Source organism: Actinoplanes sp. NPDC051475, from assembly GCF_040689425.1.
In the GTDB taxonomy this organism is placed as follows: domain Bacteria; phylum Actinomycetota; class Actinomycetes; order Mycobacteriales; family Micromonosporaceae; genus Actinoplanes.
Window position 1 is genome coordinate 206,472 of record NZ_JBFAZZ010000012.1, and the last position, 25,140, is coordinate 231,611.

At 73.6% G+C, this 25,140-nt stretch carries 5 protein-coding genes; 1 reads left to right on the forward strand and 4 read right to left on the reverse strand.

Going from position 1 to position 25,140, the window contains the following annotated elements:
• Nucleotides 1-645, forward strand: a complete 645-nt coding sequence (locus AB0368_RS24920; RefSeq protein WP_366156359.1) for a hypothetical protein — start codon at nucleotides 1-3, stop codon at nucleotides 643-645.
• Here AB0368_RS24920 and AB0368_RS24925 read toward each other — a convergent pair.
• Genes AB0368_RS24925 through AB0368_RS24940 form a run of 4 tightly spaced genes read right to left on the reverse strand, consistent with a single transcriptional unit; the run spans nucleotide 626 to nucleotide 25,117 of the window.
• Nucleotides 626-21,466 carry an amino acid adenylation domain-containing protein gene (locus AB0368_RS24925; protein ID WP_366156360.1) on the reverse strand — a complete coding sequence of 6,947 codons (20,841 nt, stop codon included), beginning with the start codon at nucleotides 21,464-21,466 and terminating at the stop codon, nucleotides 626-628. The genes AB0368_RS24920 and AB0368_RS24925 overlap by 20 nt on opposite strands.
• Nucleotides 21,463-23,226: an ABC transporter ATP-binding protein gene (locus tag AB0368_RS24930; protein WP_366156361.1), complete on the reverse strand. Its 1,764-nt coding sequence runs from the start codon at nucleotides 23,224-23,226 to the stop codon at nucleotides 21,463-21,465. Before AB0368_RS24930 ends, AB0368_RS24925 begins: the two co-directional genes overlap by 4 nt.
• Nucleotides 23,223-24,908 carry an ABC transporter ATP-binding protein gene (locus AB0368_RS24935; protein ID WP_366156362.1) on the reverse strand — a complete coding sequence of 562 codons (1,686 nt, stop codon included), beginning with the start codon at nucleotides 24,906-24,908 and terminating at the stop codon, nucleotides 23,223-23,225. The genes AB0368_RS24930 and AB0368_RS24935 overlap by 4 nt, the downstream gene beginning before the upstream one ends.
• Entirely contained in the window at nucleotides 24,905-25,117 is a 213-nt protein-coding gene (locus tag AB0368_RS24940) for an MbtH family protein (protein ID WP_366156363.1), read from the reverse strand. Before AB0368_RS24940 ends, AB0368_RS24935 begins: the two co-directional genes overlap by 4 nt.
• Between the last annotated feature and the right edge of the window lie 23 nt (nucleotides 25,118-25,140).

Below are 25,140 nucleotides of genomic sequence, written 5' to 3' on the forward strand. Positions count from 1 at the left end.
GTGACTCTTCGCAAGATCGCCTGGTGGCAGCTGCTGCGCATCGCCCTGGTCGTGGGCTGGATCGTGTGGGCCGCCCTGATGTGGTGGACCATCCCGCGTGAGGCGAGCGTCGCCCACGCCCGGCAGGACATCGCGGCGAACCGGGTCGTCGAGTACACCTGGGGCAGCGAGTGGCGGACCGACCACGTGCCGTGGTCGCCCCCGGTCCTCGAACAGGGCTCCCACGACCAGATCTTCCTGTGGCAGACGCCGGACGGGCACAGTTACTACACGGACGGCGACGCCGATCTGCGCCAGGCGGCCACCACGGTGAGCGGCCACAGCGCGAGCGTGCTCCCCCGCATCGTGACCGGCCTGGCCATCGCCGGCGCGCTGATCACGCTCTGGGCGCTGGTCTCCACGGATCCTGTCACCGGCACCAAGTGGTTCTGGTTCTGGATCCTCACGCTGCTGCCGATGGGCGTGGGCCTGTTCTGGTGGCTCGCCCGGGAACGCCCGTGGGCGCGCGAGGTCGTACCCCGGGAGAAACGGCATCGCTGGTACGCCGGGATCGGCTACTCCTTCCTGGCCGGGCTGGCGCTGACCCTCGCGTACGCGCTCCTCCGGGGCCGGCTCGGCGACGGCATCATGCCGCTCGTGGGCTGAGCGCGGCCGCCAGCAGCGGACCCAGCCGCTCCAGGGTCGCCGGGTCGAGCAGGGCCGAGTGGGTCACGGCCAGCTCGTGCACCTCCATCCCGCCGGTCAGGGGCCGCCAGGCCGGGGCCGCCAGGCCATGGAAGCCCCGCTCCGACACGGTCGCCTCGACGAAGAACACCTCACCCGGGTACGCCGGGTACGCCGCGCCCGCCATCAGCCGGTCGGCGGCCAGATAGTTCTCCAGCACCAGTCGGATCTGCTCATCGGTGAGGGCGGCGATGCTGCCACCCGCCGCGCGGACGTACGTGACCGCCTCGGCCGTCGTCAGGCCGCCGTCCGGCACGGTGTAGCCCATCTCGGCCAGCAGTCCCCCGACGGTCGACGGCGTCTGCACCGCGTCCCGGCGGGCGTCCAGCATGCCCACGAAGTCCACGGTCCGGCCCCGGCCGGTCAGTTCCACGGCGACGCACAGGGCGAGGGCGCCGCCGAAGGACCAGCCGAGCAGGCGTACGGGCCCGTCCGGCTGGTGCCGTTCCACCGCATCGGCGTGCTCGGCCGCCAGCGAGGTCATGGCCGCCGCCTCGCCGCCGGACAGCAGTGGCGACTGCAGACCGACCAGCGGCATCGGCAGGTAGCGGGCCAGGCCGGCGAACTGCCAGCTGAGCCCGCTCGCCGGCGCGAGGCAGAACAGCGGCGGCTCGGTGCCCGCCGGGCTCAGCGGCAGCACCGGCGCGAGCGCGTCCCCGGCCGGGGCGTCGCCGGTCAGCAGCCGGGTGACGCCCGCGACCGTCGGCGCGGTGAAGAGCCGGGCGACCGGGATCTCGGCGCCGAACTCGTGGCGCAGCGCCGTGGCGAGCCGGACCAGCAGCAGCGAGTGCGCGCCGAGGGCGAAGAAGTCGTCGTGGACGCCGACCTCGCCCGCGCCCAGCACCTGCGCGACGATCCGGGCGACGGCCGCCTCGGTACGGGAGCGAGGTGCCGCCGATCCGGCCCCGGCCGGCACTGCGACGTCGGGGAGCGCGTTGCGGTCCACCTTGCCGTTCGGAGTCAGCGGCAGTTCGTCCAGGATGTGACAGGCGGCCGGGATCATGTAGCCCGGCAGGGCCGACTCGAAGAGGGCCGTCAGCGAGGCGGGCGAGTACGCCGGCGTCACCGTCAGGTACGCGACCAGCCGGTCCCCGCGGGCGACGACGACAGCCCGGGTCACGTCCGGATGCGACAGGGCCACGGCCTCGATCTCGCCCGGCTCGATGCGGAAGCCGCGGACCTTGACCTGCTGGTCGGTGCGGCCCAGGTACTCCAGCCGACCGTCGCGCCACCGGGCGAGGTCGCCCGTGCGGTAGAGGCGCTCGCCGCCGGGGGCCGCTACGAACCGGGACGCGGTCAGCGCGGGACGGCCTAGGTAGCCGCGGGTGACCTGAACGCCGCCGAGGTACAACCCGCCCGCCACGCCCGGCGGCACGGGCTGGAGCCGGTCGTCCAGGACGTGGGCGGTGGTCCCGGGCAGCGGCGTGCCGATCGTGCCGTCCCAGTCCGCGTCCACGTCGGCGGCGGTGGCCCAGACGGTGACCTCGGTGGGGCCGTACAGGTTGGTGACGCTTGCCGCGCGGGCGTGCAGGGCGCGGGCCAGGGAGACCGGGAGGGCCTCGCCGCCGACCAGGGCGCGTACCTGGGAAAGGTCCACATCGGACGAGTCCAGCAGCGCCGCCCAGAGCGAGGGTGTCGCCTGCATCGCGGTGACCTGTTCCCGCCTCAGCAGCTCCGCGAGCAGCAGCGGGTCGCGGACCTCGCCGGGCGAGGCGAGCACGATGGTGCCGCCGGCCCGCAGGGTGCCCAGCAGCTCCAGGACCGAGATGTCGAACGACAGCGTCGTGACCGCCAGCAGTCGCTCTCCTGGCGAGAGCGGGACCGCGGCGAGGAAGGCCTCCAGGTCGCGGTCGGTCACCACGACGCCCTTGGGGCGGCCGGTCGAGCCCGAGGTGTAGATCACGTACGCGGCGTGGGACGGATGCCGCTGCACCGGTGGCGCCGGGGCGGGCGTGACGGTGGCCAGGAACGCCTCGTCGATGACGACCGCCGGGCGGGCGTCGTCCACCATGAACTGCCGGCGGGCGGCCGGGAACGCCGGGTCGAGGGGCAGATAGGCGGCGCCCGCCTTGGCCACGCCGAGCACCGCCACGACGAGGTCCGCCGAGCGCGGCAGGTGGATGCCGACGATGCTCTCCGGGCCGGCACCGCGGGCGGCCAGCGCGGCTGCCACCGCGTCCGAGGCTCGGTCGAGGTCGGCGTAGGAGTGGCTGGCGCCGTCCGCGACCAGCGCCTCGCCCTTGTGGCGGGACAGCAGGGCGGGCCAGGGCACGTCGCCCGGGACGGCCGGCTCGTACCGCCCGATCTCGGTGAAGTCGTCCGCGGTCAGCAGGGGTGCGCCCATCACCGGCAGCGCGGGGTCCGCGGCCACGGCGGAGAGCAGCACGGTGAGACGGGCCAGGAGGCGGGCCGCGGTGGTGGCACGGAAGCGATCGGTGTCGTACTCGCAGGTGACCTCGACACCGTCCGGGCCCGCGTCGACGAAGGTGACGTTGAGGTCGACCTTCGGGTCCGCGGCGAACTCCGGCCCCTCGCACACGGGCAGGCCGAGCACCGGGCCGGGATCCGCGGGCCGGTGGAAGTAGCCGATCATCGCCTGGAACAGCGGGTTGCGGCCGGCCGCCCGTGGCGGGTTGACCAGCTCCACCACCTGCTGGAACGGCACGTCGGCGTGCTCGAACGCGGCCAGGTCGGCGGCGCGGACCCGGCGCACCAGCTCGGTGAACGACGGGTCGCCGGACAAGTCGGTCCGCAGCACGATCGTGTTGACGAAGAAGCCCACCAGATCGTCGAGGGCCGCGTCGCCCCGACCCGACGTGGGGCTGCCGACGGGGATGTCGGTGCCGGCGCCGTGCCGGGACAGCAGCGTGGCGAACGCGGCGTGCAGCGCCATGAAGAGGCTGGCGGACTCGGCCCGCGCCACTTCCCGGAGCTGGTCGGCCAGAGCTGCGGGCAGGCTCCTCGCCACCAGGCCGGCCGGGCGCTTGGTCGCCGTACGCGGCCCGTCCGCCGGCAGCGTGATCTCGTCGGGCAGGCCGCGGAGGGCTTCCCGCCAGAAGTCGCCCGGAGTCTCGGTCAGCGACAGGACGTAGTCGGCGTACTGCAGGGGCAGGGGCTGCCAGCCCGGTTCGCGGCCGGCGGCGCGGGCGGCATAGGCGGTGCTCAGGTCGCGCAGCAGCGGCCCGTCCGACCACTCGTCCATCGCGATGTGGTGCAGGACCAGCGCCAGGACCGTGGTTTCGCCCTGCTCCAGCACGCCGGCGCGGATCGGCAGGTCCGCGGCGAGATCGAAGGAACGCCCGACGAGGTCCGCCACCGGCATCCCCACCTCGACCGGGACGGTTTCCGGCGCCGGCAGGATGTGCTGGGCCGACGCGCGGATCACGGTACGCAGCACCTCGTGGCGGGAGACCACGTCGGCCAGCGCCCGAGACAGCGCCCGCACGTCGACGCGGCCGGCGAGGCGCACCAGCAATGGATAGTTGTAGGCGCTGGACCCGGGGTCGAGCCGGTCCAGCAGCCACAGCCGCTGCTGCGCCGGGGAGAGCGGCAGCACCTCCGGACGTACCCCGACGGCGAGGGCGGCCCGCGCCGGGCCGGCGGTGATCCGGGCGAGCCTTTCGGGCGTACGGGCGTCGAACAGCGCCCGCAGCGTCAGATCCCCGCCCAGTTCGGCACGCACCCGGCCGATCAGCCGCAGCGCGGACAGCGAGTGCCCGCCGGCGTCGAAGAAGTCGTCCTCGACACCGAACGACGGCAGGCCCAGCACCTCGGCGAACAGCTCGCACAGGCGGCGCTCGCGGTCGTCGGCCGGCGGCCGGGAGGTCGTCGCCACCGGCGCCGGCGCGGGCAGGGCGGCCGTGTCCAGCTTGCCATTGACCGTCAGCGGGAGCGCCTCGACGACGGCGTAGAGCGACGGCACCATGTAGGACGGTAGCCGACCACCGAGCGCCGCACGCACGTCGGCGGAACTGATGTCACCGACCAGATAGGCGTGCAGATTTCCGCCGCGGGCGAGCACCGCGGCCTGCCGGACGCCGGGCACCGCCGCGACCGCGGACTCCACCTCGCCCAGTTCGATGCGGTAGCCGCGGATCTTCACCTGGTCGTCGCTGCGGCCCAGGAAGTCCAGATTGCCGTCGGGCCGCTCCCGCACGAGATCACCGGTGCGGTAGAGGCGGGTGCCCCCGGGTCCCGCCACGAAACGCGATGCGGTGAGGCCGGGGCGATGAAGGTAGCCGCGGGCCAGCCCGGCGCCGGCGATGTAGAGCTCGCCGGCCACGCCCGGGGGCACGGGACGCAGCCAGCCGTCGAGCACGTACCCGGTGGTGTTGAAGATGGGACGGCCCACGGTGGCGGTGGGGCTGTCCGCCGTACCCCCGCCCAGGGTGTTGATCGTGTATTCGGTCGGGCCGTAGAGGTTGTAGCCGGCCACGCCGTCGGTGTCCCGCAGCGTCGCCCAAAGCTTTTCGGAGACGGCTTCGCCGCCGAGCAGCACCAGGCACGGCCGGTGGTCGCCGGCCAGCAACCCCTCGTCGAGCAGGGCCTGCGCATACGTCGGCGTGAGGTTGACGACGTCGACGCGGTGCTCGGCGCAGTACGCGACCAGCGCCCGCCCGTCCCGCCGCAGCTCCTCGTCGGCGACGTACACGTGGTGGCCCTCGACCAGCCAGAGCAGCTCCTCCCAGGACATGTCGAAGGAGAAGCTGACCGTGTGCGCGATGGTCAGGATCCGCCCGCCGGCCGCCGCGATGGTCGGCGCGAAAATGGCGTCGCGGTGGTTGAGCTGCATGTTCGTCAGCCCCCGGTACGGCGTCACGACCCCCTTGGGCCGGCCCGTGGAGCCCGAGGTGTAGATGACGTACGCCGGCCGGTCGAGGCGTCCGGGCGTGCCGGGGGCGAAGTCATCGAGCCAGGGCTCACCGATCTCCTGGTAGAGCCCTGCGAGCGATTCGAGTACCAGCAGCGGACGCGCGTCTTCGATCATCGTCCGCCGCCGCTCGGCCGGCAGGTCCAGATCCAGGGGCAGGTACGCGGCACCGGCCCGCAGCACCGCGAACAGCGCCACCACCATGTCGATGCCGCGCGGCAGGGCCAGGGCCACGATCCGCTCCGGCCCGGCACCACGGGCGCGCAGGCCCCGGGCGACCGCACTGACCCGGCCGTCGAGCTCGGCGTAGCTGAGGGTGACGCCGTCGTGGGTGAGCGCGGCCGCGGTCGGGGTCCGCGCCGCCTGCTCGGCGAGCATCTCCGCGATGGTCACGTCCGGGATCTCCGCCTGCACGCCGGTCTGCGGCTCGGGCGTGGGCAGAGCGGTCGCGGCGACGGGCGCGTCCGCGTCGAAGCCGGTCAGCACCGCCCCGAGCCGGTCCAGAAGGGACTCCGCCTGCGTGGCCGGGACCACGTCCGGGCGGTATTCGAGCCGGATCCGCAGGGCGCGGCCGGGGGTGGCGACCCACGTCAGCGGATAGTGCGTCGCGTCGACCGCCTCGACGCCGACGATGCCGTGCTCGGCCTCGAGATCGGTGAAGGTGTCGTCGTCGAGGAAGTTCTGCAGCACGTACAGGCTGTCGAAGAGCGGGCCGCGGCCCACCGCGCGCTGGATGTCGCCCAGGCCGACGTACTCGTGGGCCATCATCTCGATGCGCTCGGCCTGGACGCGCCGCAGCACCTCACGCACCGGTTCGGCCGCGCCGAGAGTGACGCGCTGCGGCACGGTGTTGAGGAAGACGCCGACGACCTCCTCGATGCCGTCGAGCTCTGTCGGGCGCCCGGCCACGGTAGTGCCGAACACCGCCTCGGACCGTCCGGCCGCATGGCTGAGCACGATGCCGAGGGCCGCGGTGAGCACGGCGTTGAGGGTTACGCCGGCCGCGCGGGCCTGATCCGTGAGCTGCGCGGTCTGCTCCTCGGTCAGGTGCAGGGCCAGGCTCTTCGCCAGCACCGGCTGCGTGCCGGCGGCCGCCGGGTAGAGGATCGTCGGCTCCGCTGCGTCCAGAGCGTGCGCCCACGCCCGCAGCGATGCCTCCGAGTCCTGCTTGGCGATCCAGTCCAGGTAGTCCGTGAAGCTCGCGCTCTTCTCCGGTACGGGCCGGCCGGCGTACGCGCCGAACAGATCCCGCAGCACCAGCTCGCGCGACCACCCGTCCCAGAGCAGCAGGTGGTACGTGAACAGCAGCCGGTCGCGTCCCCCGGGCAGCCGCACCACGGTGAGCCGGGCCAGCGGCGGCTCGCCCAGGTCGAAGGGGCGCGCACGGTCGGCGGCCATGACCGCGTCGAGATCCCGGGGATCGTCGATCAGCTCGACGGTGACGGGGACGTCGCGGCGCAACAGGGCCCGGCCCTCGTCGGTGAACGCGAGCCGCGCGGCCGGGTTGGCGGCCAGGACGGCGGCGAACGCACGTTCCAGGGCGGGCACGTCGATGCGGTGGTCGACGTCGAAGGCGTTCTGCGCGATGTAGACGTCGGCGTCGCCGGCCAGCTTCGCCTGGAAGAACAGGCCTTCCTGCAGCGGCGACAGCGGCCACTCTCGCTCGGCCGCCGGGGCCAGCTCGGCGGCCCACCCGTCGGCGATCGCCGTCGTCGCGTCCAGGCCGAGACCCTCGTCGGCGTACGTGAGGACGGCGTGCAGCTCGCCACCGCGCGCCGCGACGTTGATCTCCAACAGGTACGGCGTCCCGAGGTCGTCGTCGGCCCGGACCCGGATGTCCTCGCCGGCCGACGACCAGTCGGCGTCGTCCTCGGCGAAGCGGCCCAGGTAGTTGAACAGCACCTGCGGCGTGCCGAGCCGGGCCAGCGCCGCCGCACTGCGCGGGTTCACGTAGCGCAGCAAGCCGTAGCCCAGCCCGTCGCCCTCCGGCGGGTCCGGGAGCCGGACGGGGGCGATGGAGGTGAACCAGCCGACCGTCCGGGACAGGTCGGCGTCGCCCACCGGTTCGCGGCCGTGGCGTTCCAGGTCGACGACGAGGTCATCGTCGCTGCCCCGCCAGCGGTTCACCGCGACATGCAGAGCCTTGAGCAGCGTGGCCGTGACGTCGCCGGTCACCACCGACGGGTCGACCGGGATCCGCACCTCGTGGTCGCGGGTGCGCCCGACGGCCACCTCCCCAGGCTTCAACTCACCGCCGGGTGCGAGCGTCCGCTGCCAGTGCGGGAACTCCGCCATGCGCGTGGCGGTGCCGGCCTCCTCGGTGAGCATGCGGGCGAACGACCGCAGCGACGTGCCGACCGGGTCGAGCACCGCACCCTCGTACGCCCGCCGCAGGTCCTCGACGAGAATGTGCCAGGAGACGCCGTCGACGACGAGGTGATGGGCGACGAGCAGCAGACGGTGCTGGTTCTCGAAGAACACGGCCTCGAGCATCCGTCCGGCGTCGGGGTCGAGGCGGCTCACCGCTGCCTCGGCCTCGCGCCGGATCAGAGCCGGGTCGACGCCGTCCACTGTGGTCAGCCTGACGTCGCCGGTGGCGCGGACCTCCTGGGACCAGAGCATCGGCGCCGGGCGGCTCAGCGTCAGCCGCAGCGCGTCGTGGTGGGCGACGAGCTCGTCCAGGGCGGCCCGGAGCCGGACCGCGGTCGCATCCGGCGGGGTCCGGAGCAGGTCGGACTGGTGCAGCCGGTTGATGCCGCCGCCCAGCTCGGCGAGCCGGTGCACGATCGGCAGCAGCGCGACCTCGCCTACGCCGTCCGGCGGTTTTTCACCGGTCGCTGTCGCGGAAAGGCCGGCCAACGCCGCCGGAGTGCGCTTGAGGAAGACGTCGCGCGGGGAGAGCTTGATGCCGCTGCGCTTGGCGCGGTTCACGAACTGGATCGCGACGATGCTGTCGCCGCCGAGAGCGAAGAAGTCACCGTCGGCCGGAACGCCGTCGAGGCCCAGCACCTCGGCGAACAGGTCTCGCAGGGTGGTGACCGCGGGGCTTTCGCCGCTGGTGTCGGTCAGGACTGCCGCCGCCACCGTCCGGGCCGGGGCCGGCAACGCGTCGCGGTCCAGCTTGCCGTTCACCGTCAGCGGCAGGGCGTCGAGGGTGACGAACACGGCGGGAACCATGTAGTCCGGCAGGACCTCGGCGAGGTGCGCGCGGATCGCGTCCACGTCGGGACGGCTGCCGGTCCGGGCGACCAGGTACGCGACGAGCCTGCCGTCGCGCACGATCACAGCCGTGTCGGCGATGCCGGGGAGCGCGAGCAACGCCGCCTCGATCTCGCCGGGCTCGATGCGGTAGCCGCGCACCTTGACCTGGTGGTCGGAGCGGCCCAGGTAGACCAGTTCGCCGTCCTCCCAGCGGGCCAGGTCGCCGGAGCGGTAGAGGCGACCGGGGCCGTACGGGTTGGCGACGAACCGGGACGCGGTCAGCGCCGGGCGGTCCAGGTAGCCGCGGGCGAGCTGCTCGCCGGCCACGTACATCTCGCCGGTCACGCCCTCGGGCACCGGCTGCAGGTACGCGTCGAGCACGTGCACCGCCAGGCTGGGCAGCGCGGCGCCGATGACGCTGGGCCGGTCGACGTCCACGGGGTCCAGCGCGCGGAAGGAGACGTGGACCGTGGTCTCGGTGATGCCGTACATGTTGACCAGGCGGGGCCGCGGGTTGCGCTGGAACCAGCCCTTGAGGCGGGACAGGTCCAGGGCCTCGCCGCCGAAGACGACGTAGCGCAGCGCCAGCCGGTCCGGCTCGGCCGCGTCCGCCTCGATCAGCGGGTGGAACGCCGACGGGGTCTGGTTGAGGACGGTCACCTTCTCGTCGCGTAGCAGGGCGCGGAACCGCTGCGGGTCGCGGGCCACGTCGTGCGGGACGACGACGAGGCGGCCGCCGTACAGCAGCGGGCCCCACAGCTCCCAGACCGAGAAGTCGAACGCGTACGAGTGGAACATCGTCCACACGTCGTCCGGGCCGAAGTCGAAGTGTCGATCCGCGGCGGCGAACAGGGCCCGGACGTCGCGATGGGTCACCACCACGCCCTTCGGCTTCCCGGTCGAACCCGAGGTGTAGATGACGTACGCCGCGTTGTCCGGGCTCAGCGCCACCCCGGGGCGGGTCTCAGGACGGCCGGGCGCGGCGACGTCGCCCTCGCCGATCACGCATACCGGCTGCGCGTCGTCGAGGATGTATTGCTGCCGGGCCGCGGGGGCCGCGGGGTCCACGGGTACGTAGCAGCCGCCGGCCTTGACGACCGCGAGCAGCGCGACGATCAGGTCCTCGGACCGGGGCAGGCTGACCGCGACTCGCGACTCGGGCCGGACGCCCCGGGCGATCAGCTCGTGGGCGAGCTGGTTGGCCCGGGCCTCCAGCTGCGCGTAGGTGAGGCTGCCCACGGCGACCGCGTTCGGATCTGTCGGTGAAATGTCCAGAATGCCGTCGGCCGACACCTCGATCGCCGGCGGGACGGACCCGCCGAGGGAGAGGGCGGAGACGGGTCGGTCGAGGCCGTCGATGAGCTGGTTCACAAGGGAGGCTGCCTGGGTCACGAGGCGCCGGGCGGCCTCCACGCCGATCGCCGCGTCGTACTTGATCTCGAGGGTGAGGCGATCGCCCGGGAACGCGACCAGGGAGACCGGGTAGTGGGGTGAGTCCGTACCGGTGAAGCCGCGGACGCCGAGGCCGTGCGCGTCGCCGCCGTCGACCGGCGGGAAGTTCTCCACGACGACCATCGAGTCGAACAGCTCGCGGGCGCCGGCGAGCCGGTTGAGCTCGGCGAGGCCGACCTGCTGCACGTCGAGCACGTCGGTCTGCTGCTCCTGGAGGCGGCGCAGCACGTCGCCGAGCGGCTCGTCCGGACGCCACGCCATCGGCACCGGCACAGTGTTGATGAGCAGGCCGACGATCGACTCGACGCCGGGCAGGTCGCCGCCGCGGCCCGAGACGGTCGAGCCGAACACGACCGCGTCCCGGCCGAGCAGCCGGCCCAGCAGCAGCCCCCATGCGCCGTGGATCAGCGTGCTCACCGTGATGCCGTGCGTCCGGGCGACCTCGGTGAGCTCGTCCGCCCGGTCGATGTGGGCGAACGCGCTGTCGTGGTGCGAGACCGTGGTGACGTCCGGGTACAGCGCGGTGGGCTCGACGCCGCCCAGTGCGGTGCTCCACGCGGCGCGGGCGGCCTCGCGGTCGCGGGTCACCACGGACTCGACGTGGTCGCGGAACGTCGTCACCGGCGGCCCGGGCTCCCGCCCGTGGTACGCCGCCACGACGTCGGAGAAGACCAGCGGGTACGACCACCCGTCGGCGATGATGTGGTGCATCGTCTCGACGAGCCGGTGCTCGGTGGCGCTCAACGACACGAGCGCGTAGCGCAGCACGGGCGGCTTCGCCAGGTCGAACGGCCGCGCGAGTTCTTCCGCCGCGACGTCGGGTAGCCGCTCCGGCGTTGCGGTCAGGTCGACCTCGCGCCACGGCACCTGCACGTCCGCGGCGATCACCTGGACGATGCGCCCGTCGCGCAGTTCGCGGAACGACGCGCGCAGGGCCTCGTGCCGGCGTACGGCCGCCTCGACCGCGGCGCGCAGGCGGGCGGGGTCGACCTCGCCGGTCAGCTCGGCGATCTGCTGCACCGCGTAGGTGTCCACATCGGACGTAACGGCGTGGAAGTACATGCCCTCCTGCAGCGGGAGCAGCGGCAGGACGTCCGCGGCGCCGGCGAAGGCGTCCACGTCGTCCTGGGTCAGGGCGACGAGCGGGAAGTCCGAAGGAGTGTGCCCGCCGACGTCCGTGGTGGCCAGCTCGCGCAGGACCGCGGTCCAGTGCTCGGCCAGCGCGATGACCCGCTCCTCGGCGAACAGCCCGGACGGCCAGGACAGCGTCGCCTCGAACGTGTCGTCCGTGGCGTGCGCGTTGATCTCCAGCGGCATGGCCGGGTTGGCCGGGTCGACGCCCTCGCGCAGCGGCGCCGCCTGGGCCCAGTCGCCGCCTCCCTCGTTCCCGAAACGGCCCAGGTAGTTGAACAGGATCTCCGGGGCCGGGCCGAAGTCGCGGTCGTGCAGCCAGCGCAGCGACCCGTAGCCGAGCCCGTCGGTCGGCACCGCGCGCAGCTGTTCCTTGACCGCGCGGACGGCCGTGGCGAGATCCGTGGTGGTGCCTGGGTCGAGCCGGACCGGGTGGATCGCGGTGAACCAGCCGACCGTGCGGGACAGGTCGAGGTCGCCGGCGCGGCCGTGGCCCTCCAGGCTGACCAGGACCGGCTCGTCGGTGCCCCGCCACCGGTTCACGGCCACGGCGAGACCGGTCAGCAGCACGTCGTTCGCGCCGCCGTAGCAGGCCGCCGGCACGGTCGTCAGCAGCGGCACGGCCACCTCGGCCGGCAGGGTGACCGTGACTGAGCGGACGGTCGCCGCGGTGTCGACCGCCGGGTCGGCCGGGCGGTCGCCGAGCAGCGCGCGCGGCCCGGCCAGCATTGAACGCCAGAACTCGTCCTGGTCCGGATACTGCGGCTGGGACGCCGCGAAGGTCCGGAAGGATGCGCCGACCGGCGCCAGCTCTTCGCCACGCCAGGCCCGGCGCAGGTCCTCGGTGATGATGCGCCAGGAGACACCGTCGATCACCAGGTGGTGGACGACGAGCAGCAGCGTACGGCCGTCCCAGGCGGCGCGCAGCAGCACGCCGTTCGCCGGGTCGAGGCGGGCCACCTCGGAGGCCTCGTCGACCGGACCCTCGGTGATCAGCCCGGCGGCGCGCAGGCCGGGGGCGGGGACGTGCAGGGTGCCGTCGAAGGTGGCGCGCAGCAGGTCGTGGCGGTCGAGCAGGGCCTGGAGGATTCCCTCGAGCCGGTCACGGGTCAGCGTGGCCGGGGTGTGCCAGGACATGGACTGGTAGAAGTACTCCAGCGGCGTCGCCGACTTCACCGTCTCGGCGAGCATCGGGGTCAGCGCGACGTCGCCGAGGCCGTCGTCGGCCACGGTCGCCACGGTCGCGGCCGGCAGGGTGGCGGCGAGTGCCTGGACGGTGCGGCGGCGGAAGACGTCCCGCGGCGTCACGTGCATCCCGGCCTTGCGCGCCCGCCCGGCGACCGCGATGGACGAGATGCTGTCCCCGCCGATCACGAAGAAGTCGTCGTCGATGCCGACCCCGGGCAGCCCCAGCACGTCGGCGAAGATGCCGGCAAGCACGCGTTCCCGCTCGTCGCGCGGGTTGCGCGTCGCGGACAGGATCGGGGTGGCGTCAGGCAGCGCCTTGACGTCGAGCTTCCCGTTGACGGTGAGCGGAAGGGTCGCAACGCTCGCGTAGAGGGACGGCACCATGTAGGACGGCAGCCGCTCGCCCAGCGCGGTGCGAACGTCCGCGGGGCTCGCGTCGCCCACGAGGTAGGCGTGCAGCTTGCCGTCGCGGGCCAGCACGGCCGCCTGCCGCACGCCGGGCACCGCCGCGACCGCGGACTCGACGTCGCCGAGCTCGATGCGGTAGCCGCGGATCTTCACCTGGTCGTCGCTGCGGCCGAGGAAGTCCAGGTTGCCGTCCGGCCGCTCCCGCACCAGGTCACCGGTGCGGTAGAGGCGCGAGCCCTCCGGACCGGCGACGAACCGCGAGGCCGTCAATGCGGGACTGCCGAGGTAACCACGGGCCAGGCCCGCGCCCGCGATGTACAGCTCCCCCACCACCCCGGGCGGCACCGGCCGCAGCCAGGCGTCCAGCACGTACCCGGTGGTGTTGAAGATGGGCTTGCCGACCGTGGGGGTGGGGCTGTCGGCCGTACCCGCGCCCAGGGTGTTGATCGTGTACTCGGTGGGGCCGTACAGGTTGTAGCCGATGGACGGGTCGCTGAGCCGCGACCAGACCGCGTCGGTGACGGCCTCGCCGCCGAGCAGCACCAGCCACATCTGGTGCTCGTCGAGCAGGCCCTCGTCGATGAGGTGGTGCGCGTAGGTCGGGGTCACGTTCACCACATCGATGCGATGCGACCGGCAATAGGCCACCAGCGCCGTGGCGTCGCGCCGCAGCTCCTCGTCGCAGACGTGCACCTCGTGGCCCTCGACCAGCCAGAGCAGCTCCTCCCACGACATGTCGAAGGAGAAGCTGACCGTGTGCGCGATCCGCAGCCGCTCGACGCCGGCCGCCCGGGCCCGCGCCACCGTCGGTCCGAAGATCTCCGCGCGGTGGTTGAGCTGCATGTTCGTCAGCCCCCGGTACGGCGTGACGACACCCTTGGGCCGGCCCGTGGAGCCGGAGGTGTAGATGACGTACGCCGGGTGATCGGGGTGCACCGCCGACCGCACCGGCCCGCCTTCCACCGCCAGACCATCCAGCGAGGACAGTACGAGCAGCGGCCGGGCGTCGTCGAGCATCGCCCGCCGCCGCGCGGCCGGCAGGTCCAGATCCAGTGGCAGGTACGCCGCCCCCGCCCGCAGCACCGCGAACAGCGCCACCACCATGTCGATGCCCCGCGGCAGCGCGAGCCCGACGATCTGTTCCGGCCCGGCCCCGCGCGCGATCAGCCCGCGCGCCACGGCATCGATCCGCGCGTCCAGCTCGGCGTAGCTCAGCCGCTCAGCGCCGAACACCAGCGCGGTGAGATCCGGTGTGCGGGCGGCCTGGGCGGCCAGCATGTCGGCGATGGTCTCGTCGGGAACGTCCATCTCCACACCCGCCAGCGCACGGGTTTCCGCCGGCGGAACCGACCCGGCAGGCACGTCCAGACCGTCGGCGAGCACCCGTAGCACCGTGAGGAGCTGGTCGACCATGGCCTTCGCCGCGGCCGACGAAACCACGTCCGGGCGGTACTCGAGCTTCACCCGCAGGTTCGCGCCCGGCGTGAGCACCCAGGTCAGCGGATAGTGCGTGGTGTCCGTGTACTCGACGTTCACGATGCCCTGCGCGGCTTCGAGGTCGTCGAAGGTGCTGTCGGCGAGGAAGTTCTGCAGCACGTACAGGGTGTCGAAGAGCTGGTCGTGCCCGGTGGCCCGGTGGATGTCGCCCAGGCCGAGGTACTCGTGCGGGGCCAGGTCGATCCGGTCCTGGTGGGCGCGGCGGGCCAGCTCGGCGACGCTCGTGCCGGGGGTCGCGGCCACCCGGGCGGGCACGGTGTTGAGGAACAGGCCGATGACGTTCTCGATGCCGGGCAGCGCCGTCGGCCGCCCCGCCACCGTGGTGCCGAAGGTGACGTCGCCGCGGCCGGTCCGGTGGCCCAGCACCAGGCCGAGCGCCGCGGTCAGCACCGAGTTGAGCGTGACGCCCGCGCGGCGGGCCTGCTCGTTCAGCTTCGTGGTGACCGCGGTCGGCAGCGCCGCGAGGACGCGCTCGGACAGCACCGGCTCGCGGCCGGCCGCCTCCGGCACGACGATCGTCGGCTCGCCCAGCACGGCCTTCCAGGCAGCGGCCGAGGCGTCGCGGTCCTGGGCGGCGATCCACCCGAGGTAGTCCGGGAAGCCGGGGCCGTCGACGGGCAGCACGCCGCGGGCGCCGCGCGAGTCGTAGAGCGCGAACAGCTCCCGCAGCACCAGCTCGCGCGACCAGCCGTCCCACAGCAGGAAATGGCAGGTGAGCAGCAGCCGGTCGGTGCCGTCCGGGTTGCGCACCACGGTGAGCCGGACCAGCGGCGGGTCGGTCAGGTCGAACGGCCGCTCCCGTTCCGCGGCGGCGATCGCCTCCGGGTCGCCGCCCTCGACGACGGTCACCACGGCCGGCACCCGCGCGGCGATGATCTGCCGCGGGCGCGGTTCGCCGACGAAGGACGCCCGCAAGGTCGGGTGCCGCTCCAGCAGGGCGGCGAAGGCCAGCTCCAGCGCGGGTACGTCGAGACGCCGGTCCAGATCGAACACGTTCTGCGCGATGTACGTGTTCGCGCCGTCCTCGTACGTCGCCTGGTAGTACACGCCCTGCTGCAGCGGCGACAGCTCCCACACCTCGTCGGGCGTTGCCGGTGCCACCTCGGCGGCCGGACCGTTCGTGGCGGCGGCGACGGCTGCGGGCGTACGGGTGCGGAAGACGTCCTGGGTGGACAGCACGATGCCGTCGCGGGCGAGCAGGTTGACCAGCCGGATGGCGCTGATGCTGTCCCCGCCTCGCGCGAAGAAGTCGTCGTGCACGCCCACCCCGTCGGCGCCGAGCACCTCGGCGAAACGCGCGACGACGTCCGCCTCCCGCGCCGTGCGTGGCGGTTCGCCGGTGGTGGTGACCGGGTCGGGCAGGCCGCGACGGTCCCGCTTCCCGTTCGGCAGCAGCGGTACGGCGTCCAGCACGGTCACCGTCGCCGGCACCAGGTACGCGGGCAGCTCCTCGCGCAGGGTGGCGAGCAGGGCGTGCGGGTCCAGGCTCTCCCCCGCCTCGGCTACGACGTACCCGTGCAGGCTCTTGCCGTGGCGCGCCACCGCGACGGCCTCCCGCACGCCGAGCCGGCGCAGCAGCGCGGCCTCGACCTCGGCCAGCTCGACCCGGTGGCCGTTCACCTTGACCTGGTCGTCGTTGCGGCCCAGGAACTCAACCCGGCCGCCCGTCCACCGCCCCAGGTCGCCGGTGCGGTAGAGCCGCTCCCCCGCCGTGAACGGGTCGGCGACGAACCGGGCCGCGGTGGCGCCGCCCTGCCCGCGATAGCCGCGAGCGAGCTGCACCCCGCCGATGTAGATCTCCCCCACCGCGCCGGGCGCCACCGGTTCGAGGACGGCATCCAGCAGATACACGCGTACGCCGGGAACGGGCCGGCCGAGCGTCACCGTCTCGCCGGGCACGACGGTTCCGGCGAGCACGTCCCCGGTGTTCTCCGATGCACCGTACGAGTTGACGAGCTCGGCACCCGGCGACGCGGCGGCGAGCGCGGCGACCGTGCCGGCGTCCAGCGCCTCGCCGCTGGTGATCCACCGGCGCAGCCCGCATACCCGCTCGGGCGCGGTCTCGGCCAGGGCGGCGGCCAGGCTGGGCACGGCCAGCAGCTGGATGGCGCCGGACCCGGCGACCAGGCGGGCCAGCAGCGCGCCGTCGGCGGCGGTGACCTCGTCGGCGATGACGACGGTGGCGCCCGCGACGAGACCGCCGAGCAGCTCGGTGGTTCCGTCGATGAAGCTCATGGAGCTCTTGGCGACCCGGACGTCGCCGTCCCACCGCTCGCGGGCCCAGACCAGGCGGTTGGCGAGGGCGCCGTGGGTGCCGACGACCGCCTTGGGACGCCCGGTCGAGCCCGACGTGTAGACCACCGATACGGCGTCGAGCGGTCCCACCGGCACGACGGGCGCCGCCCCCCGGGCGGTACGGATCCGCACCACCGGGATGTCGTGCGCGGGCAGCGCACGGTTGCTCGGATCGTCCACGAGCACGCAGACCGGCCGGGCGTCGTCGAGCATGAACTCGATGCGCGCGGCCGGATAGCCCGGATCCACCGGCAGGTACGCGCCCCCGGCCCGCAGCACGCCGAGCAGCGCCACCGGCAGGTCAGCCGTCCGCCGGGTGGCCACGGCGACCACATCACCACGGCGTACGCCCGCGGCGTGCAGCGCGGCGGCCACGGCGCCGGAGCGTTCCCACAGGCCGGCGTAGGTCAGCTCGGTGGCACCCGCCCGGACCGCGATCCGGGCCGGGTCGACTGCCTCGACCATGGCGGGCACCAGGTCTCCGGTCGTACCCGGATCACCGGCACCCAGCGCGGCGACTTCGGTCCGCTCGGCGGACCCGAGCAGGCCGAGCGCGGCGACCGGGGTGTCGGCGTCGGCGGTCAGCACGCGGACGTACTGGTCGAGCAGGCGGGCGGCAGCGGCCGCGTCGAGGCGGTGGGTGAGCGTGACCGTGATCGTGTCGCCCGGCCTGACCATGAGGGTGACCGGGTAGTGCGGTGCCTCGATCACGTCGACGCCGGCGATGCGCGGGCCGCCGTCGTCCGGGGCGTCCGCGGCCGGGTAGTTCTCGATCACCACGAGCGTGTCGAACAGCTCGGGCAGCCCGGTCCGGCGCTGGATGTCCGCCAGCGGGGTCTGCTCGTGCTCGACCAGCGCGCGCTGGTCGGCGGCGAACCGGCGGAGGACGTCGGCCAGGGACTCGGCGCCGGTCCAGCGAATCCGGGCCGGCACGGTGTTGATGAGCAGGCCCGCGATCGCCTCGACGCCGGGCACGTCACCGCCGCGGCCTGACACGGTGGAGCCGAAAACGACGTCGGAGCGGCCGGTGACGCGACCGACGAGCACGCCCCACGCGGCGGCGACGACGTTGCCGACGGTGACGCCATGACGCTGGGCGACCGCCTGTACGGCCGCGCGGTCGAGCGTGGCAGTGATGCTCGCGGCGGGCCTTTTTTCCGTCATGCCGGGTGCCAGTAGGGTCGGCTCGGTCACGCCTTCGAGCAGCTGGGCGTATGCCTCGACGTCGCCCTCGCCGCGGCGGGCCAGGAAGTCCCGGAAGGACGGCGCCGGGGGAAGCGACCGGCCCGCGTAGAGGGCGAGCAGGTCGCCGAGCATGAGCGGGACGGACCAGCCGTCGGCGACGATGTGGTGCACGGTCTGGACCAGCACGTGCCGGTCGGCGGCGAGGCGGACCAGGGCGTACCGCATGGCCGGTGGGCGGGACAGGTCGAACGGCTCGGCCCGCTCGGCGGCGGCGACGGCGTCCACGTCCCCGGTCGCGACGTACCGCCAGGGAGCCGTGACGGGACCGCCGAGCACGGCCACGACCTCGCCGTCGCTCACCGGGCGGAATGCGGCGGCCAGGTTGGGGTGGCGCTCGAACAGGGCGGTCGCGGCGCGATGCAGACGGTCCGCGTCGAGAAGGCCGTCGAGGTGGATGAGCTGCTGCACCACGTACGGGTCGGCGTCCGGCGCGTACGTGGCGTGGAAGTAGAGCCCGGCCTGCAACGGCGTCAACGGGAGCACGTCGCGGACGCCCGGACCGAGCGCGTCCACATCGGACTGCTTCAGGGCGGCCAGCGGGAAGTCGGAGGGGGTGTGCCCGGCGACGGCCGGGTCGTGCGCGATGGTCGTGAGCAGCTCCACCCAGCGCTCCGCAAGGGCCCGGACCTGTTCGCGTCCGAGCACCCGGCCCGGCCAGCTGAACACCGCGGACAGCTGCGCGCCCACGGTGACGGCGTTGACCTCCAGCGCGCGGGGCAACGGCATCCGCGGGTCGCGGCGCTCCACGACCTCCTCACCGCCGGCGAAGCGGCCGAGGTAGTTGAACAGCACCTGCGGCTGGACCGCGAGGTCGGCGTGGCCCGTGAGGTAGCGCAGGGCGCCGTACGAGATGCCGTTGTTGGGTACGGCCCGCAGCTGCTCCTTGATCGCCTTGACCGCCTCGGCCGCCGACAGCCCGGCGGCGTCGAGCGGCACCGGGAAGAGCGTCGTGAACCACCCGCAGGTACGCGACAGGTCGAGGTCGGCGGCGTCCTCCTCGCGGCCGTGGCCCTCCAGCTCCAGCAGCATCGGCCCGTCCGGCGAGAGTGCCAGTACGAGCGCCGCCACCAGCGCATCGTTGACGCCGCCGTGGATCGCCGCCGGCACCGCGCTAAGCAGTCGGCTGGTGACGTCTTCGGGCAGTACGACGGTCAGCGTCTCCTCGGTGGCGACCGTGTCGGCCTTCTCCAGCCGGCCCAGCGTCGTCACCGGCGTCCGCGCTGCCTTCACCCAGAACGGCAGATCCCCGCTGAAGTCCACGTCGTGCAGGGCCGTGGCCCACTGCCGGAAGGAGGTGGGGGCGGGCGCGATCGGCAGGCCGCCGCGCAGATCCTCGGCCAGGACGCGCAGCGAGACGCCGTCCACGATCACATGGTGCACGGCGACGATCAGCTCGCCGGTCTCCGGCAGGTGCGAGAAGGCCACCAGCCGGTCCGTGTCCAGCCGCGCGACCGTCGCGTCCAGGTCCTCGCCGATCCGCAGCACGTCGGCGGCGCTCAGCGCACCGGCCGGGAGGACGGTGAGGACGGCACCGTCGATCGTCGCGCGCAACACGTCGTGCGCTGCCAGCAGGCCGTCGATCAGCGGGGCGATCTCGCCCTCCGGCGCGGGCAGCGTGACAGCCTGGACGAAGCCGTCGAGCGCGTCGCCCACCTCGTCCAGCCAGGCCAGAATCGGGGTCGGCGGCACCTGACCGACCGCGTCCACCGCGGCGGCCTCGGGCCCGGTGTCACCCACCACCAGGGCGAGCGTCGCTGGGGTGGGATGGGCGAACAGGTCCCGCGCACGCAGCGAGAGCCCCGCACGGCGAGCAGCCCGGACCGCGCCGATGGCCACGATGCTGTCGCCGCCGAGGGCGAAGAAGTCGTCCTCCGCACCGACCGCGTCGAGGCCCAGTACGCCCGCGAACACGTCGCAGAGCCGCGCCTCAGTCTCGTTCCTCGGCTCCCGCGACCGGGCCGGGCCCAGCACCGGTACGGGCAGGGCGCGGCGGTCGACCTTGCTGTTGGCGGTCAGCGGGAACGCGTCGAGGATCACGAAGGCGGACGGGACCATGTACTCCGGGAGCCGGTCCGCGCACCAGGCGCGCAGGTCGTCGCCGGTGGCGTCGCCGGACAGGACCGCGTACCCGATCAAATGCCTTTCATGGACCGTCACGACGGCCTGGCGCACCGCGGGCTGGGCCGAGACGACGGCCTCGACCTCCTCGAGCTCCAGCCGCATGCCGCGGATCTTCACCTGGTTGTCGGCCCGCCCGACGAACTCGAGCGCGCCGTCGCCGGTCCAGCGCGCGAGGTCGCCGGTGCGGTACATGCGCTCGCCGCCGGAGCCGAACGGGTTCGCCACGAACCGGGAGCCGGTGAGCGCGGGCGCGTTGACGTAGCCGCGGCCGAGCAGGAAGCCGGCCGCGTACAGCTCGCCGGTCACGCCCGGGCCGACCGGGTTCAGGTCGTCGTCGAGCACGTAGAGCTGGGTGTGCGGATTGGGCCGGCCGATAGAGGTCGCGATGCGCTCGGCGGAGTCGCGGTAGATCACGTGGGAGACGCCGATGGTGGCCTCGGCCGGGCCGTACCCGTGGTAGAGGGTCGTGGTGAGCTGGGCCCGGAACCGGTCGAACAGCTCGGGGGTGAGCACCTCGCCGCCGCACCAGACGTGCCGCAGGCCGTCCAGCAGGTGGGTGCCCCGGGCCAGCTGCAGCAGCACGTCCAGCATGGAGCTGACCAGGTAGACGAAGGTCACGCCCTCGGTGGCGATGAGGTCGAGCAGGTACTGCGGGTCACGCTCACCGCCGGGCTCGGCGACCACCACGTACCCGCCGGAGACCAGCGGCAGCAGGATCTCGTTGACGCTGATGTCGAACGAGAGCGGCGCCTTGAACAGCGTGGCGTCGCCCGGACCGAAGCGCAGGATCTCCTCCCGCTGCCAGCGCAGCCGCTCGTGGATCGCCTCGTGCCGGATCATCGCGCCCTTGGGCCGGCCGGTCGACCCCGAGGTGAAGATGACGTACGCGAGCTGCCCCGGCGCGACGGTGATCCCGGGCGCCTCGGCGCCGTGCTGCGGGACGTCCGCGGCGGTCAGCACGGTTGCCGCGCGGGCCTCGGCCAGGACCTGCTCCCGGCGCTGGGCAGGCCAGGCCGGGTCGACCGGCACGAACGCGGCGCCGGCGGCCATCGTGGCGAGCACGGCGATCACCATCTCGGCCGAGCGGAGCATGCCGATGCCCACCACGTCCTCGGCGCCGATCCCGCCGGTTCGCAGGTCACGGGCCAGGGCGTAGACCCGGCCGCTGAGCTCGCGGTAGGTCAGCCGGGTGTCACCGGCGACGAGGGCCAGGGCTTCCGGGGTTCGCGCCGCCTGAGCCGCGAAGGCGTCCACCACGGTCGAGGTGGTCGCCGGGCTCGTGTGGTCGTTCCACCGAGCCAGCAGCCCCTCGATGTCCTGCAGCCCTGCCGTCATCCCGCACCTCCGATGTGTCTTGTCTCGGCGCTCGCCGGGGTCCTCGACTCCCACGCCGCCCACAGCCGGGCGTACCGGCCGCCCGCGGCCACCAGCTCGGCGTGCGGACCCGACTCCACGACGGACCCGTGCTCCATCACGACCACCCGATCGGCCGCCGCCGCCTGGGTGAGCCGATGCGCCACGACCAGCGCCGTCCGCCCCCGCAACGCGGCCGCCGCAGCCTCCTCCAAAGCCCGCGCCCCCGCGCTTCCCGCCTCCGCGGTCGCCTCGTCCAGCACCACGACAGCCGGGTCCAGCAGCACCAGCCGAGCCAACGCCAGCTGCTGCGCCTGCGCCGCGGTCAGATCGTGGCCGCCGTCCCCCACGACCGTCTCCAGGCCCGACGGCAGCGCCCGTACCCAGTCCAGCGCCCCGACCGTGGCCAGGGCCGCCTCCACCTCGGGGACAGCCGCGCCCGGCCGGGCCAGGCAGAGATCCTCGACCAGCGGCCCGGCGAAGACGTGGGTCTCCTGGCTCACGATGGCCACGGTGTGCGCCGGCAGGTCCGTCACCGGCACCCCGTCCACCAGGGCGGCGCCGCTGCCGGGCCGCAGGATGCCGGCGGCGATGGATGCCGCCGTGGTCTTGCCCGCCCCGGTCGAGCCGACCAGCGCCACCCGCTCCCCCGGCTCGGCCCGCAGGCACACGTCGCGCAAAACCGGTGTCACCCCGTCGTAGCTGAAGCTGACGTTCTCGAGGGTCAGCGACGAATCGGCCGGACGCCGCCCGCCGGAACGCTCCTCCACCGGCATCCGCAGGACGCCGACGAGACGTGCCAGGCTCGCCCCCGCCGCCTGGATCTCGTCGAACGTGTACAGCAGCATCGACACCGGGTTGAACAGCCGGTGGAACAGCAGAGCCGCCGCCGACGTCTCCCCGACGGTCACGGCGCCGTCGCGGATCAGCAGGAGACCCACAATCAGGACCGCGGCCAGCCCGAAGAACTCCGCCCGGTTGACCCGCCCGACGAAGCGGGTGAACAGCGTGAAGACGTCCACCGAGATGTCCCGGGCCTTCGCCGAAGCGCCGTCGATCTCACGCAGATGCCGGTCCTCCAACCGGTACGCGTGCACCGTCCGCAGCCCTTGCATGCTCTCGACGAGCAGTTGCGACCGCTCGGCGACAGCAGCCCGTTCCCGGGCGTAGCGCGGCGCGGACCGGGGCAGATACCACCGCAGGGCAAGCACATACAACGGTACGGCCACCGCCCCGGCCAACCCGAGCCGCCAGTCGATGCCGGCCATCGCGGCCAGGCTCAGCACCCCGAGCAGGAACGCGGAGGTCACCTGCGGCAGCACGTCGGAGACGGCCTTGCCGATCGCCGCGATGTCCGCGCCCACCCGGGACAGCAGGTCGCCGCGGCCGGTCCGGTCCAGCACGAGGGCGGGGAGACGCAACGCGGTGGAGACGGTGCTCTCGCGCAGGTCGGCGAGCATCCGGGCACCCAACCGGCCGATCAGGTACGCCGAGAGCCCGGTCGCGCCCCCACCGACCAGCGCGGCGACCACGATCACGATGGAGATCGAGGCGATGGCCGAGCTGCCGGCGCCCGAGCGGACCCGGTCGACGAGCATGCCGAGGGCGTACACCGGGATGATCGAGGCCGCCGCGCCGAGCACGCCGACCACCACCGTGCCGGCGACCTCCGCGCGGCGACCGCGAAGTTCAGTACGCAGCCATGCCCGGCTCTCCCGAGCGGTGGCGATCGGAAGGGTCATCGGAGCACCAGTCGTCGGTAGGAGTCGTCGGAGGCGCCGAGGTCCGCGTGCGCGCCCTCGGCGGTGACCACGCCGTCGCCGAGGACGACTACCCGGTCGGTGGCGGCGAGCAGGGCCGGGCTGCTGGTGATCACGACCGTCGCGAAGCCCGCGCCCGGCCCGTGCCGCAGCGCCCGGATGCCCTGGGCGATGGCGTGCTCGGTGACCGCGTCGACGGCGGTGGTGGGATCGTGCAGGACCAGCACCGGCGGGCGGGCGAGCAGCGCGCGGGCCAGTGCGAGACGCTGTCGCTGGCCGCCGGAGAGGCTGCTGCCGCGCTCGGCAACCGGTGCGTCCAGGCCGTCCGGGTGGGTCTCGACCACCTCGTCGGCGGCGGCCGCGGCGAGCGCCTCGGTCAGCGGCAGGCCGTCGTCGTGGACGGCCACGTTCGCGGCGATGGTGCCGGTGAACAGATCCGCGAGGTGCGGTTCGACGAGCAGCAGGCGGCGCGCATGATCCCGGTCGACGTCCTCGAGCGGTACGCCGCCGAGCAGCACCCTGCCCTCGTACCCGGCCGGGACGGCCAGCAGCTTCACCAGCGCCTCGGCGTCGGCGGGCCGGCGGGCCACCACTCCGACGAACTCCCCGGGGCCGACCCGCAGGTCGAGGCCGGCGAGCGGGCCGTGCCGTACGCCGCTCAGGTGCAGGTCGCACGGCTCGGCGGCGGGAGCGGCCGCGCCCTCGGGCAGGACCAGCCCGGCGTCGGTGACCTGGGCGACCCGGTCCGCCGACGCCCGCGCCTCGGCGATCCAGCTGGGCACGATGGCCAGCAGCCCGAACGGCTCGACGAGGAACTGCGCGGAGCCGATCACGGTGATGAACTGGCCGGCGGTGATCCGGCCGGTGAGCGCGAACCAGCCGGCCAGGACGGCGATGCCGCAGGCCAGCAGCGTGCTGAGGGTGGTGGAGGCGGCGAGGTAGCCGCTCTGGGTCCGCGCGGCGCGCAGCGTCGCGGCGAGGGAGCGGCGGCTGACCGCGCGGTACCGATCGGCGGCCGCCTCCTGCGCGCCGATGCCCCGCAGCGGCCGCAGGCCGGTGACGAGGTCGGTGGCGAGCGACGTGGCCCGGCCCGCCTGCTTTTGCTGATCCGCCATCCGCCGGGTGATCCGTGGGGAGCTGATCTGCAGCACGATCAGCACGACCGGGGTGGCGACCAGCACGGCGAGACCGAGCGGTACGGAGATCAGCAGCAAAGTGCCGGCACTGATCGCGGTCGCGACGATCGCACCGGCGATCCGGGGCACATAGTCCAGCAGGTACGAGGTGTTGTCCGCGTCGCTGGTGGACACCGTCAGCAGGTCGCCCGCCCGGAACTCGGTACGGGCCCCCCGCGGGTGCAGGATCTTCGCGGAGACCTCGACGCGCAACAGGTGCGCCTCCTCCGCGATCGCCTTCATGAGCTGCCGAGCGCCGAACCGGTACGCCGTCGTCAGCAGCACGAAGAGCAGGCCCAGCGCCCCCACCCACATCGCCGGCGCGGTGCCGTCGCCCGGGGTGACGGCGCTGTCCACGACCAGGCCGATGAGGATCGGGATCGCCGCCTCGCAGGCCTGGTGCACCCCGATGAGCGCGGTCCCGGGCCAGAGCCGGCGGCCGTTGCGGGTGATCGTCCTGCGCAGGATGCGGCCGCCGGAGCGGCTCACCGGGCCATGCTGTCGCGCAGGCTCTTCGGGCGCAGGTCGGTCCAGTTGGCGTCGACGTAGTCCAGCGCCTCCTGGCGCGACGCCGGGCCGAAGACGCTGCGCCAGCCCGCCGGGATCTCCTTGAACGACGGCCAGAGCGAGTGCTGCTCCTCGGCGTTCACCAGGACGTGGAAGGTGCCGTTCTCGTCGTCGAACGGGTTGCTGGACACGCTGGACTCCTTCACGCGCGGGG